We start from the raw sequence: 12,911 nt of genomic DNA on the forward strand, positions 1-12,911 counted from the left end.
CGAATCTGGATTCTTAAGCAGTTTCCCTGAAGTTAAAATACGAACAGAATAAACTTCACATCGATTTTCAGCGATGTATCCTGACGCATGTTCTCTCAACTCACCGATCTCGACCTGCGGCTGATCCGCGTGTTCCTCGCCATCGTCGACGCCGGCGGCGTGTCGCCCGCCCAGGCGACCCTCAATGTCGGCCAGTCGACCATCAGCACACAGCTCGCCACGCTGGAAACGCGTCTGGGCTACCGGCTGTGCGAACGCGGCCGCGGCGGCTTCAGCCTGACCGCGCGCGGCGAGCAGTTCATCGACGCGGCGCGTGCGCTGTTATCCGCGGTCGATACCTTCGGCATGCAGGCGCGCAACGTCGGCCGCAAGCTGGTCGGCACGCTGGATATCGGCATGATCGGCCATACGCCGGTGTCGGCCAGCGCCCGTATCAGCGACGCGATCGGTCGCTTCCGGGCGCGCGATCAGTCAGTGCGGTTTTCGATTCTGGTGCGCTCGCCGGGCGAGCTGGAAGAGTTGCTGCTCAATGGGCGGATTCAGGTGGGCATCGGCTATTTCTGGCATCGCGTGCCGTCGCTCGAATACACCGAGGTGTTCGCCGAAGACCAGCTCGCGTATTGCGCGAAGGGGCATCCGCTGTTCACGCAGGCGGGCGCGGTGCCGCCCGCCGAAGCCGCACAGCATGAATGGGCGTGGCGGAGTTATCCGTTGCCCGAGGCCGAGAGTTCGACCACGCCGCAGAACGTGACCGCCGTTGCGGACAATATGGAAGCGGTCGCGATGCTGGTGCTGTCGGGGCATCACCTCGGCTATTTGCCGGGGCATTTCGCGGCGCCGTTCGTCAGGCAGGGGCTGCTCGCGGCGTTGAATCCGGAGTTGATGCGCTATCGCGTCGCGTTTCATATGGTGACGCGGGGGCGACAGCATCGCACGGATATCGTCGAGGCGTTTATCGACGATATGAAGGCTGCGCATCCAGCGCAGATTCTGGAGGTGGAGGCGTAGTCGAGCTGGTTGCGTCCGCCGGCCCCCACCCCGGGATAGTCAGGTAATAGCGGGTCGAGCGACCCGCACCGACCCTGCCCAGTATGCCCATGTCCTCGAGTTCGATGAGTTCGCGCGACGCCGTGGCCCGCGACGTGCCGCCGACGCTCTCGTATTTCCGCGTGTTCATGCCGCCGTCGAAACCATGGGGACCGGCATCGAGCAGCAGCTTGACGACTTTGCGCTGTCGAGTGGTCAGTACCTTGTCCTGATGGTTCATCCAGAAAAGGGCTGTGGCGAGCGCGGCGTCCATGACGCCGGACGCTTCTTCGCAGGACACCCGCACCTGCTCCACGAACCACAGAACCCATGCGGTCACGTCCAGATCGCCATGCTGGGCGCGTTCGAGCTGCTCGTAGTAGTCGCGCCGCTTGTCGAGCAGGCGCTGCGAAGTCCGGATCAAGCGGCTGATCTCACCGTTTTCGCGCGCCAGCACGAGATCGATGAGGACTCGACCGACGCGGCCGTTCCCGTCCTCGAAAGGGTGAATCGTCTCGAACCACAGGTGAGCGAGTGCCGCTTTGACCAGACTGTCGTGCTCGGTCGTGGCGTTGAACCAGTCCAGGAATTGCTGCATTTCGGCCGGGACGTGGGCCGACGACGGCGCCTCGTAGTGCACCCTTTCGCGTCCGAAGCCTCCACTGACCACTTGCATCGGCTCGGCATGCTCGCGGTAGGCCCCGACGAGAATTTTCGTCATGCCCGAGTAGCCGGTCGGGAAAAGCGCCGCCTGCCAGGCACACAGACGCTCATGCGAGAGTGGCGCCGCCCTTTGCAGCACCGCGTCGTCCATGATGTCGAGCAGGCCTTCCACGCTTCGAGGCGCGTTGGCGCCGTCCTGATTGCCGACGCCGAGCCGCCGCGCCACGGACGAACGCACCGCGGTAAGGTTGATGCGTTCACCTTCGATAGCGGCTGTCGCGACGGCGTCCTGACTCCAGGCTTCGGCGGCGAGTTCGAGGCGCTGTTCGAAGCCCAGACCCGCCAGCTTGCCCTCGACAACGCCTTGCGCCCGGTGCGCGCGAGCCAGTTCGGCGCCGACCTGAATGACGTCATAGTGCATGCCGGGCCACGTGGGGGCTTGCCAGATAAGGGACTGTGTCGGTGACATGGCGGAATGAGCCTTGAGGCGATTACGGGCTTTAATCGACTCATAACGTGAGTCGAATCTAAGTATAGTCGACCCTGAGGCGATTGAGCGTCTAATCGACTCAAATTGTAAGTCGATTAGACGCTCAACGTGAACCGCTCCCGGGACCGGCAAGAGCCGACATAAAAAAGCCTCTGTAAGTCAAAGACTTACAGAGGCTTTTGGCAGAATCGAAACCCACTTTCAACCGGCGAAGCGACAGGCCTGACGCCTCCCGCGAACGCTTACCCGTTGATCACATCCGCACCCTTCGGCACCGTGAACTTGAACGCATCCGCCGGCAGCGGCGGGTTCTTCTGAATGTTCGAGAAGGTCAGCAGGGTCACGTTGCCGAACACGTCGTGCAACTCCATTGCTTCGAGATTGCCGTCCTTGAAGCCGATGCCCACGCGTTGGAACTGCGTGTCTTTCGCTTTCGGCGTCAGTTCGAGCCAGTCGATGCCGGCCTTCACGCCCGCATCGCGCAGCGTGAAGTTCTTGTCCAGATCGTTGCTGCCGAACAGGATCGCCGCAGGACTCGCGCCCAACGCCCCGCCAAGACTGCGCACCGTCACCTGATTCAGATCCTTGTCGTACACGTAGAGCTTGTCGCCGTCCGCCTGCAGCAGTTGCGCATAGGGCTTCTCGTATTGCCAGATGAACTTGCCGGGACGCGCGAACGTGAACGTGCCGCTCGACGTTCCGGTCTTGCCGGCGCCGCTGGTGGACAACACGCCGCTCGCGCCCTGCGCCTTGCTCGGCGCGCGCACTTCCTGCTGCACGAAGGTGCCGCGCGCCGAATGCACTTGCGCGACGAACGCCTTCAGTTGCTCGGTGCCGCTCGCGAATGCCTGCGACGCCACCAGCATCGACGCGCCGATCGCCACGCTGCCGACGCCACGCACAAACGTGCGCGCGAGTTGGCCGAAGCGGCTGGATTGAGCACTCTGTCGAACGTGCTGCTGCGCGAATAGCTGCATAGTTTTTTTCTCCCTTGATTGAATTCGTTGAGCGGTCGCGGCGGTGGGTCTGCACCTCGTGCGCCGCGCTGCCTTTCGTGGCCTGTAGCTCGGGCTCCGAGGCTCGTGGCTCGCTCCTGGCTCAAACCCGAGCGGTTTGCCGTCAGCCTTATGCGACATAGCTTAGGCAGCGAGCCTTAAACGGGCCTTAGTGCGGCGTAAAGCGCGCGCCGCACCACCGCACCACAAGTGCGACCAACGCCGCGACGCTTATTCCGCTTCCCGCGCCGGCGCGAGAATCTCGCGATTGCCGTTCGACGACATGGACGACACCACGCCCGAGTTCTCCATCTGCTCGAGCAGGCGCGCCGCGCGGTTATAGCCGATGCGCAAATGCCGCTGCACCAGCGAGATCGACGCGCGGCGGTTCTTCAGCACGACGTCGACCGCCTGGTCGTACAACGGGTCCGACTCGCCGTCGCCCGAGCCGGTTCCGCCGGCACCTGCCGAGCCTTCGTCGCCCTCGCCCGTCACGCCGCCTTCGAGAATGCCCTCGATATAGTTCGGCTCGCCCTGCTCCTTGAGCTTGTCGACCACGCGGTGCACTTCCTCGTCCGAGACGAACGCGCCGTGCACCCGCACCGGCATACCGCTGCCCGGCGGCAGATACAGCATGTCGCCCATGCCGAGCAGCGATTCCGCGCCCTGCTGGTCGAGAATGGTGCGCGAGTCGATCTTCGACGACACCTGGAAGGCCATGCGCGTCGGCACGTTGGCCTTGATCAGGCCGGTGATCACGTCGACCGACGGCCGTTGCGTAGCGAGAATCAGATGGATGCCGGCCGCGCGCGCCTTCTGCGCGATCCGCGCGATCAGCTCTTCGACCTTCTTGCCGACCACCATCATCAGGTCAGCCAGTTCGTCGATCACGACCACGATATTCGGCAGGCGCGACAGCGGTTCCGGATCGTCCGGCGTGAGGCTGAACGGATTCGGCAGCTTCTCTTCGCGCTTGGCGGCTTCGTCGATCTTGTTGTTGTAGCCGGCGAGGTTACGCACGCCGAGCTTGCTCATCAGCTTGTAGCGGCGCTCCATTTCGGCGACCGCCCAGTTGAGCGCGTGACCGGCCTGGCGCATGTCCGTGACCACCGGACACAGCAGATGCGGAATGCCTTCGTAGACGCTCATTTCGAGCATCTTCGGATCGATCAGGATCATGCGGACCTGGTCGGCGCTCGCCTTGTAGAGCAGCGACAGGATCATCGCGTTGATCCCCACCGACTTGCCCGAACCGGTCGTGCCCGCCACCAGCAGGTGCGGCATCTTCGCGAGGTCGGCACACACCGGCTTGCCGCCGATGTCCTTGCCGAGCCCCATGGTGAGCGGCGACGCGGCGTCCGCATAAACCGCCGAGCCGAGAATCTCGGACAGGCTCACGGTCTGACGGCGCAGGTTCGGCAACTCGAGCGCCATGAAATTCTTGCCCGGAATGGTCTCGACCACGCGGATCGACACCAGCGACAGCGAGCGCGCCAGGTCTTTCGCGAGACCGACGATCTGGCTGCCCTTCACGCCCGTGGCCGGCTCGATTTCATAGCGCGTGACGACCGGCCCCGGATACGCGGCGACCACGCTCACTTCGACGCCGAAGTCCTTGAGCTTCTTCTCGATCAGACGCGAAGTGAATTCGAGCGTGTCGGCGGAAATCGTTTCCTGCGCGACCGGCGCGGCGTCGAGCAGCGAGATGGGCGGCAAGGTGGAGTCGCCCGGCAGATCGGTGAACAACGGCACTTGCCGTTCTTTCTCGACGCGCTCCGATTTGGCCGGCGTGACGACCGGCGGCACGATTACGACCGGCTCGTGTTCCTCGATCCGCACGCGGCCTTTTTCGACCTTGCCTTCGCGCTTCACCGCCGCCGCTTCCCCCAGCTTGCGATCGCGGCCGGCCTCGCGGCGCAGCTTCGCGAACGTGACGGCGGAAATGATCGACTCGCCGACCTTTTCCGACACCGACAGCCACGAGAAACGGAAATACAGCGACAAGCCGATCGCGAGCGCGATCAGCAAGGCCAGCGTGCCGCCGGTGAAACCCAGCGCATGCGAGACTCCACGCGCCACCGCCTCCCCGATCACGCCGCCGGGCGCGCGCGGCAACTGCACTTTCAGCGACCACATGCGCAGCGCCTCGATACCGTCGCAGGCGAGCAGCACGAGCATGAATGCGAACGCATCCGCGAGCCAGCTGACGTCGCGCGGCTTGTCTTCCTGCACGTCTTCGTTGCGGGTAATGCGCTTGTAGTTGGCGGAGATATGGCGGCCGAGCAGCACGATCCACCAGTAGGCGGACAGGCCGAACAGCAACAGCAGGATGTCCGACGTCCAGGCGCCGACACGGCCGGCCCAGTTGCCGATATGGTCGACCTGAGCGGCGTGGGTCCAGCTCGGGTCGCGCCGGCTATAGCTGACGAGCGCCATGAGCAGGAACACGCCGAGCGCCACCTGCAGGATCCAGCGGATTTCGGTGAAAAGGCGCGACATGCGGTGCGGCAATGCCTGCGCGCTCGCGGAATAGGGAGCTTTTGCCATTGATCCTGTTGCGTGTGGAGCCACGTACGGCCGATTCCCGGCTGGCGCCTCGCCCAGCGCGGCTTCGGGCCCGCTCGCGGCGACCGGAAACTTCGATCCGGCCTATTGTAAACGCAGTGTCCCGCGCAAGGCTGTAAATGACGGTAACTTGGCCGATTGGCTACACCGACGCGCCGCGGCCCGTGCGGCGACCCTATCGGCGCGATCGGAAAGCTTCATGGAGCAGGCTCGCGCCCCGCCCTTTATAATGCCGCACTAACACCCCATCTGTAGTTTCAGCTCAAGTCGCGCGGCCTCGCATGGGCGAGCCGGGCGCCGTAAAAGGATTCGATCATGCCCGCTACTTCCACGAAACACGCCAAGGTTCTGATTCTCGGTTCCGGCCCTGCTGGCTACACGGCTGCGGTCTACGCGGCGCGCGCCAACCTGGCGCCGGTGCTGGTCACGGGTCTCGCCCAGGGCGGTCAGCTGATGACCACGACCGACGTCGAAAACTGGCCGGCAGATGCCCACGGCGTGCAAGGTCCGGAACTGATGACGCGCTTCCTGGAGCACGCGGAGCGCTTCAACACCGAGATCCTGTTCGACCACATTCACACGGCCAAGCTCGACGAAAAGCCGATCCGCCTGATCGGCGATTCGGGCGAATACACCTGCGACTCGCTGATCATCGCGACGGGCGCGTCGGCGCAGTACCTCGGCCTGGCGTCGGAAGAAGCGTTCATGGGCAAGGGCGTGTCGGCTTGCGCCACTTGCGACGGCTTTTTCTACAAGCAGCAGCACGTGGCCGTGATCGGCGGCGGCAATACCGCGGTCGAAGAAGCGCTCTACCTGTCCGGTATCGCGAAGAAGGTGACCGTGATCCATCGTCGCGACAAGTTCCGCGCCGAGCCGATCCTGATCGATCGTCTGCTGGCGAAAGAAAAGGAAGGCCTGGTCGAGATCAAGTGGAACCACACGCTCGACGAAGTGACCGGCGACCAGACCGGCGTCACCGGCCTGCGCATCAAGCACGCGCAAACCGGCGCAACGGAAGACATCGCGCTGCAAGGCCTGTTCGTCGCGATCGGCCACAAGCCGAACACGGACATTTTCGCCGGCCAGCTGGAAATGAAGAACGGCTACATCATCACCAAGGGCGGCCTGAACGGTTTCGCGACCGCCACCAGCGTGCCGGGCGTGTTCGCTGCCGGCGACGTGCAGGACCACGTCTATCGTCAGGCGATCACCAGCGCGGGCACCGGCTGTATGGCCGCGCTCGACGCGCAACGCTACCTGGAAACCATCGACGAGATGGCCGGCGAGCATGCCATGAGCCAGGAAGCCGGACGTTGATGCACCGCGCCGGGCGGCAACGCACGGCGCAACGGTAAAATGGCGGCTGGGCGTGGCCCGGCCGCCTGCCTGATAAAAGGCCGCGGCTGACAAGCCTGCGGCCTTTTTTGCGTCTGCGTCACGCGTCCTGTTTCATGCGCCCTGTTTCATGCGTCATGCCGCTCGCGATCAGCGTCGCGCGATCGATCTCCTTGTCTGCGTTGTCTTCCCGATATGCCGAAAAACCAGCCCCACCCCAACGAACCGAAGCGCGCCCGCACCGCCGCCAGGGCGGCACCGGAACCCGCCGTCCCCGTCGCCCAGGCGAAGCTCGAAGCGGCGGCCGGTCTTGCCGGCCTCGGCGCGCTGCGCGACGCGTTGAAGGGCGAAACGCAACGGCGCGACCGCGAGCGCGCCGTCGCCGCGGTGGCGCAGCGCGAAGCAACGGCGGACGCCGATCTGTTCCGCCGCGAGATCGGCGCAGTGGCGCCGTTAGCGGTGCCGCCGCGCGCCACGCTGCCGCGCAATCCCCCGCCGCCGCTGCCGGTGCAAACCAGGCTCGACGAAGAAGCCGTCCTGCACGAAGCGATTTCCGACGAGTTCGATCCCGAGGTACTGCTCGAAACCGACGAGACGCTCTCGTATTGCCGCCCCGGCGTCAGTCAGGAAGTCGTGCGCAAACTGCGGCGCGGCGACTGGATCGTGCAGGCGCAAATCGACCTGCACGGCATGCGGCGCGAAGAAGCGCGCGAGGCGCTGGCCGAGTTCATCCGCGAGTCGGTGAAGCGCGGTTTGCGCTGTTTGCGCGTGATTCACGGCAAGGGTTTGGGGTCGATCGGCAAGGAGCCGGTGCTGAAAGGCAAAGTGCGCGCCTGGCTCGTGCAGAAGTCCGAGGTCTACGCGTTCTGCCAGGCGCGTCCGCACGACGGCGGCGCCGGCGCGGTGGTGGTGCTGCTGCAGCCGGGCGCGTTGCCGGCGCACGCCAAATCCTGAGGCCGCCGCGGTGATCCATCCGAGGCTGACGCTGGCGCTGACCCTCATGGAAGCGCTGGCGATTTTCGCGTACGCGATTTCCGGCTTCATCGAAGCCCGCACGCGGCGGCTCGACCCCGTGGGCACCTTTCTCGTGGCGATCGCCACGGCTTTCGGCGGCGGCACGTTGCGCGATGTGTTGCTGGAGCGGCGGCCGTTCTACTGGGTCCAGCATCAGGGTTATCTGATCGCGATCTTCGCGATGTCGCTGTTCGCGCCCACGCTGTTGAAGATGACCTCGCGCCTGCTGTCCGAGCGCGTGCTGCTGGTCGCGGATGCCATCGGGCTGGGCCTGTTCAGTATCGCGGGCACGTCGATCGCGCATGACGCGCAGATGCCGTGGTTCACCGCGGTAATGATGGGTGTGCTGACGGGCGTGTTCGGCGGCGTGATCCGCGACGTGCTGTGCAACGAAGTGCCGCTGATCCTGCGTGACTCGCGGCCTTATGCGACCTGCGCATTCGTGGGCTGCTGGCTGTATGTGCTGCTGGACTATGCAAACGTGGATACCGTGTACAGCGTATTGATCGCGACGGTTTTTATTCTGCTCGCCCGGCTGCTGACGTTCAGGTTCAACGTGCGCTTGCCGCACTGACGGCGATGGCGTTAGTCGAGCGCATTCAGCGTATCGAACGCTGAATCGAGCGCCGCATCGCCCGCGAACGCGAACACGAACGATACAGCGCCCTTCACCCTTACTTATTGGTGGCCAGCGCGCCCGCGCTCTTCGAGCCGCCGAACAGCGCCGTCAGATAGGCCGAGTTGTTGTTCATCGTCGCCATTAGCGTGTTCAGCGCGGTGAACTGGCTCTGATACTGCTTGGTCAGTTGCGTCGCGTAGTCGGCGAGCTTGGACTGCTGCGCGGTGACGCTCTTCAGATCGGCGTTCAACGCGCTGTTGCGCGTGTCGATGATGCCGCCGGTCCGAGTGAACTCCGTGATGCTCCTGTTCAGCTTCGCGCCGAGCCCGTCGGTCGTGTTGAACAGTTGCGCCACGCGCGCCGGCGCGGTGCTGAGCGCCGAGCTCAGCTTCGCATTGTCGATCACCAGCGTGCCGTCCGCCGGATCGCCCTTCAGCGTGATGCCGATATGCGCGAGGCTCACCGTCGAAGTGCCCTTACCCACCCCGCCGCCGATAATCGACGCCAGCGAATTCTTGATGGTCTGCAGCGTGGAGTCGCCGAGCAGCGCGCCGCCGGTCTTCGACGTTTTGTCGTACGAGGACAGTTTGTTGACCGTCGTGACGACCGTGTTGTACAGGTTCGCGAAATTCGTGATCGCGGTGTTTTGCGCGGTGGTGTCCGGTGCGATGGTCAGCGTCTGCGTGGTGCCGATCGCGTCGCGCGACAGATTCAGCGATACGCCGGAGATCGCGTCGGTCACGGCGTTGGTCGCGCTGCGCGCGTCGATCCCGCCGATGGTGAGCAGCGCGTCCTGCGCGGCTTCGCTCTGACGCCAGGCTTTGGTGCTGTCCGACGAGACGAACGTGGACGCCGCGCCATCCGCGCCGGGCGTCGACTTGACGCCGAGCGCCGCCAGGCCCGCATCGTTCTGCACGTTGCTGGTGGTGACGTCGATCGTGTTGGCCGCACCGGTGGTGGCCGCGCGCAGCACGAGGTGGGCGCCGCCCGTGCCGGTCACGATCGTGGCCGTGACGCCCGGGTTGTTGCTCGCCTTGTTGATCGCGTCGGCAATGCCGCCGAGCGTGTTGTTCTTGCTGTCGACCGCGATGTCCATCGACTTGCCGCCGACCGCGATGCTCAACGTGCCGGTGCCCAGTTGCGTGGTCGTGCCGAACGCGGCGGACGCCAGGCTCTGCGACGTGGCGATCTGCTTGACTTCGACGACGTAGCTGCCGGGTACGGCGCCGACGCCCGCTTTCGGGTCGAGTCCTTTACCGCTGGCCGTGGCCGCGAAGGTCGACAGCGTGGTGCCGTCCGACAGATTCTTGATCGCCGCCTGCAGCGCGCTCAGCGCCGACGTCAACGCGCCGTACGCGGACAACGTGGTGTTGTCGGTGGTTTGCCGGGCTTGCAACGCCGCCGACTGACCCGCCGTCTTCGCATTTACTAGCGCCGACACGAGGCTCGCGACGTCCATGGACGAATTGCCGGTCGAGCCGCTGATGATGGATTGCGCCGCCTGCTGCACCTGGTTGCGTGCGCTGGACGTCGCCTGATTGACGGACGTGTTGTTGATCGTAGACATGCCATGGCTCCGTGCGTCGAGTGGTTCGTGATCTCTGGTGTGACGCCCCGGGCCTGTTCAGTTGCGCCATCTATCCGGTCACATCGGCGTCGCTTACATTTTTTTCAAATGTTACACCATATTTCTTGATCCGAATGTGACGATTTGTCGGAAATAAGCCGATGTGATTTGGTTTGAATTCGTCGAAATGAGAGATTTGAGCGCTTTGCGCTCAAAAACGGACGTGGCGCGATGCAATACCACTTTTGGAGAGAACAACGACACCCGACGTCACGATGCGTCCGGGTGTTTGAAGCCGGCAGGGCGCTACTGCGTGATCGCAGCGCGCCCCGCCGTGACGACGTCAGCTCTTACTGGAGGAGCTTCAGAACTTGCTGCGGGTTCGAGTTAGCTTGCGCCAACACCGAGATACCCGCTTGTTGCAGCACTTGCGCCTTGCTCAGGTTCGCCGTTTCTTGCGCGAAGTTGGCGTCCGTGATTTGCGACTGTGCCGACGACAGATCGGTCGACTCAGCTTGCTGCGACGCGGCCCCTTTGACGATCAACACTTATCGCTTTGCGCGACTGTCGCGCAAAGTTTATCAATCCGCCATTTTCAACAACGTCGCGACGGCTTAAAGGTTCATTAATGTCTGATCGACGGTCTTTTGCGTCTTGATCGTCTGCGCGTTCGCCTGATAGTTGCGTTGCGCGGTAATCAGCTTGACCAGTTCGCTAGTCAGATCGACATTCGAGTTTTCCACCGCGCCGCCTTGCAGCACGCCGTGGTTCGTCGAACCCGGCGCCGAAATCTGCGCGACACCCGACTGCGAAGTCTGCTGGAACTCGTTGTTGCCGAGGTTCACCAGACCGTTCTGATTCGAGAAGTTCGCGAGCACGATCTGACCGAGCGCGGCGGTTTGCTGGTTCGAGTAGTTGCCGGTCAGCGTGCCGTCGGCGGCAATCGTAAAGCTCGTCAGCGTGCCGGCGGCATAGCCGTCGGGTTGCAGCGTGTTCACGCCGTTCTTGCCGCCGTACTGCGTCGTGCCGCCAATGTTCAGCGTCAGGTTCTGCGGCGTCGACGAACCGTCCGTGGTCGGCACGCCGAAGTTGAACACGAATGGCGTGGTGGTCGCGACGCCGCTCTTGTCCGTCGTGCCGAGCAGCGTGCCCGACGAGTTGAAATTCGCGTGGCCGATCAGTTGCGCCGCGCCGCTCGACGGACCCGCGTAGACATTCCACGCGCCGGCCGCCGTCTTGGCGAAGTACATGTTGACCGTCTGCGAGCCGCCGAGCGAGTCGTAGACCGTCGTGCTGGTCGAGTAGTTGTACGTCGTCGAGCTGTTCTGGTTGAACGCGATCGGCGTCGGCGCGATCGTGTAGCTGTCGTTCGTGGACGGCAGACCGTTGAACGTGATGGTCTGCCCGTTGCCGAGCGGGATCGCCGTGCCGGCCGTGTAGGCGCCGGTGGTCGCGGTGCCGAGCGTGTTGTCGGTCACCGTGTAGGCGGTCGGGCTCGTGAACTTGACGGTGTAGTTGTCGTTGTTCGTGCCGGACGCCGGACGCGTAATCGTCGCGCCAGGCGTGGTGAGCGTGCCGGCGTTCGCGCCGGGCGTGACGGTCGGCGTGCCGAGCATCAGCTTGTCCTGCGCGTTCAGGTTCAGACCGGCGACGATCTTCGTGGTGGCCTGCGGCGCGATGTTCGCGGTCGGCACGCTGAGCGGCACGGTTTGCGCAGTGTTGACCACCCCCGCGGCGTTCGCGCCGAAGCCCATCAGTTTCAGGCCTTGCGCGTTGGTGATGAAGCCGTTCTTGTCGAGCTGGAACACGCCGTTGCGCGAGTACACCGCCGTCCCGTTGTTCGACAGCTGGAAGAACCCGTTGCCGTTGATCGCGACGTTGAGTGCCTGGTTGGTGCTGTTGATCGTGCCTTGCGAGAACTGCTGCTGCACTTCGGCGAGGCGAGTGCCGATGCCAACCTGATTGCCCACCGCGGTCGCCACCGAATTGGCGTACATGTCGGCGAATTGCGCGGAACCGCTCTTGAAGCCGACCGTATGCGAGTTGGCGACGTTATTGCCGATCACGTCGAGATTCTGCGACGCAGCCGTCACCCCACTCAAACCTTGCTGGTATCCCATCGTGGTCTCCGTTCTGGAAAATCGTAACTTCGGTGGTGTTGTTCTGAAGATGGATGCGGCGCCGTGATGTCGACGCCTGGCAATATCAGGCGCTCGTCGAGTCGCCGGATGCGCCATTGGGAAGAGGACTGACGGCCGGTTGCGATGCCGCGGCGTTCGCATTCGCCAGCGCCAGCGCCAGCGCCGATGCCGATGCCGATGCCGATGCCGATGCCGACACGAGGCTTGAAACGAGGCTCGACATGTTCATCGTCGCGTTGCCGGTCGAGCCGCTCATAGCGGATTGCGCCGCCAGCTGCATCTGGTTCTGCACACTGGCGGTCGCGGTGCTGACCGACGTGGTGGTGATCGATGACATGCAAAGGCTCCGTGCGCCGAGTGATTCGCTGTTTTTGGTGCGACGCCCCGAGCCCGTTGAACTGGGCCATTTATTCGCCACACCCACATCCTTACAATTGTTTCAAATGTTACGCCATATTTCTCAAAAACATTGTGAAGATTTGTCGTAGGAATGCGG

The 12,911-nt window shown here is 63.8% G+C and carries 10 protein-coding genes and 1 pseudogene; 5 read left to right on the forward strand and 6 right to left on the reverse strand.

Translation table 11 applies throughout. The features are described from left to right. Nucleotides 1-87: 87 nt before the first annotated feature. The gene (locus FA94_RS14810; protein ID WP_035552398.1) at nt 88-1,008 is read left to right on the forward strand and encodes a LysR family transcriptional regulator; all 921 of its coding nucleotides are present in this window, start codon (nt 88-90) and stop codon (nt 1,006-1,008) included. Here the strand turns inward: FA94_RS14810 and FA94_RS14815 are convergent. The 3 genes from FA94_RS14815 to FA94_RS14825 all read right to left on the reverse strand — a co-directional run bounded on the left by FA94_RS14815 (nt 953) and on the right by FA94_RS14825 (nt 5,721). Then, on the reverse strand, nt 953-2,158 hold the full coding sequence (locus FA94_RS14815; RefSeq protein ID WP_081935941.1) for a Fic family protein: 1,206 nt from the start codon (nt 2,156-2,158) through the stop codon (nt 953-955). The genes FA94_RS14810 and FA94_RS14815 overlap by 56 nt on opposite strands. A gap of 263 nt (nt 2,159-2,421) precedes the next feature. Further along, on the reverse strand, nt 2,422-3,156 hold the full coding sequence (lolA, locus tag FA94_RS14820; protein WP_035552400.1) for an outer membrane lipoprotein chaperone LolA: 735 nt from the start codon (nt 3,154-3,156) through the stop codon (nt 2,422-2,424). Nucleotides 3,157-3,405: 249 nt separating this feature from the next. Further along, nucleotides 3,406-5,721 (reverse strand): DNA translocase FtsK, encoded by a 2,316-nt coding sequence (locus tag FA94_RS14825; RefSeq protein ID WP_035552403.1) that lies wholly within the window; start codon nt 5,719-5,721, stop codon nt 3,406-3,408. 333 nt (nt 5,722-6,054) lie between these two features. Here FA94_RS14825 and trxB point away from each other — a divergent pair, with 333 nt between their 5' ends. From trxB to FA94_RS14840, 3 genes are all read left to right on the forward strand, one after another. Continuing rightward, nucleotides 6,055-7,056 (forward strand): thioredoxin-disulfide reductase, encoded by a 1,002-nt coding sequence (gene trxB, locus FA94_RS14830; RefSeq protein WP_035552405.1) that lies wholly within the window; start codon nt 6,055-6,057, stop codon nt 7,054-7,056. Nucleotides 7,057-7,269: 213 nt separating this feature from the next. Next, nucleotides 7,270-8,028 (forward strand): Smr/MutS family protein, encoded by a 759-nt coding sequence (locus FA94_RS14835; protein ID WP_035552408.1) that lies wholly within the window; start codon nt 7,270-7,272, stop codon nt 8,026-8,028. Between the two features lie 13 nt (nt 8,029-8,041). Further along, nucleotides 8,042-8,662, forward strand: coding sequence for a trimeric intracellular cation channel family protein (locus FA94_RS14840; protein WP_035562172.1), 621 nt, complete (start codon nt 8,042-8,044; stop codon nt 8,660-8,662). A 100-nt stretch (nt 8,663-8,762) separates the two neighbouring features. Here the strand turns inward: FA94_RS14840 and fliD are convergent, their stop codons facing one another. The 3 genes and pseudogenes from fliD to FA94_RS14855 all read right to left on the reverse strand — a co-directional run bounded on the left by fliD (nt 8,763) and on the right by FA94_RS14855 (nt 12,394). After that, on the reverse strand, nt 8,763-10,274 hold the full coding sequence (fliD, locus tag FA94_RS14845) for a flagellar filament capping protein FliD (protein WP_035552411.1): 1,512 nt from the start codon (nt 10,272-10,274) through the stop codon (nt 8,763-8,765). 350 nt (nt 10,275-10,624) lie between these two features. Then, nucleotides 10,625-10,804, reverse strand: a pseudogene (locus FA94_RS14850) (flagellin); the annotation flags it as partial. 84 nt (nt 10,805-10,888) lie between these two features. Further along, entirely contained in the window at nt 10,889-12,394 is a 1,506-nt protein-coding gene (locus FA94_RS14855; protein WP_035552418.1) for a flagellar hook-basal body complex protein, read from the reverse strand. A 53-nt stretch (nt 12,395-12,447) separates the two neighbouring features. Between FA94_RS14855 and FA94_RS38625 the strand changes: the two genes are divergently transcribed. After that, nucleotides 12,448-12,903: a hypothetical protein gene (locus tag FA94_RS38625; protein ID WP_156126635.1), complete on the forward strand. Its 456-nt coding sequence runs from the start codon at nt 12,448-12,450 to the stop codon at nt 12,901-12,903. Nucleotides 12,904-12,911: the final 8 nt, after the last annotated feature.

Origin of the sequence: Burkholderia sp. 9120 (genome assembly GCF_000745015.1) — a bacterium.
In the GTDB taxonomy this organism is placed as follows: Bacteria; Pseudomonadota; Gammaproteobacteria; order Burkholderiales; family Burkholderiaceae; genus Paraburkholderia.

Coding starts and splice junctions, on each gene's coding strand:
- FA94_RS14825 (WP_035552403.1), bottom strand. CDS start 5,721: ATGGCAAAAGCTCCCTATTCCGCGAGCGCGCAGGCATTGCCGCACCGC.
- FA94_RS38625 (WP_156126635.1), top strand. CDS start 12,448: ATGCGGCGCCGTGATGTCGACGCCTGGCAATATCAGGCGCTCGTCGAG.
- FA94_RS14855 (WP_035552418.1), bottom strand. CDS start 12,394: ATGGGATACCAGCAAGGTTTGAGTGGGGTGACGGCTGCGTCGCAGAAT.
- trxB (WP_035552405.1), top strand. CDS start 6,055: ATGCCCGCTACTTCCACGAAACACGCCAAGGTTCTGATTCTCGGTTCC.
- FA94_RS14815 (WP_081935941.1), bottom strand. CDS start 2,158: ATGTCACCGACACAGTCCCTTATCTGGCAAGCCCCCACGTGGCCCGGC.
- fliD (WP_035552411.1), bottom strand. CDS start 10,274: ATGTCTACGATCAACAACACGTCCGTCAATCAGGCGACGTCCAGCGCA.
- FA94_RS14835 (WP_035552408.1), top strand. CDS start 7,270: ATGCCGAAAAACCAGCCCCACCCCAACGAACCGAAGCGCGCCCGCACC.
- lolA (WP_035552400.1), bottom strand. CDS start 3,156: ATGCAGCTATTCGCGCAGCAGCACGTTCGACAGAGTGCTCAATCCAGC.
- FA94_RS14810 (WP_035552398.1), top strand. CDS start 88: ATGTTCTCTCAACTCACCGATCTCGACCTGCGGCTGATCCGCGTGTTC.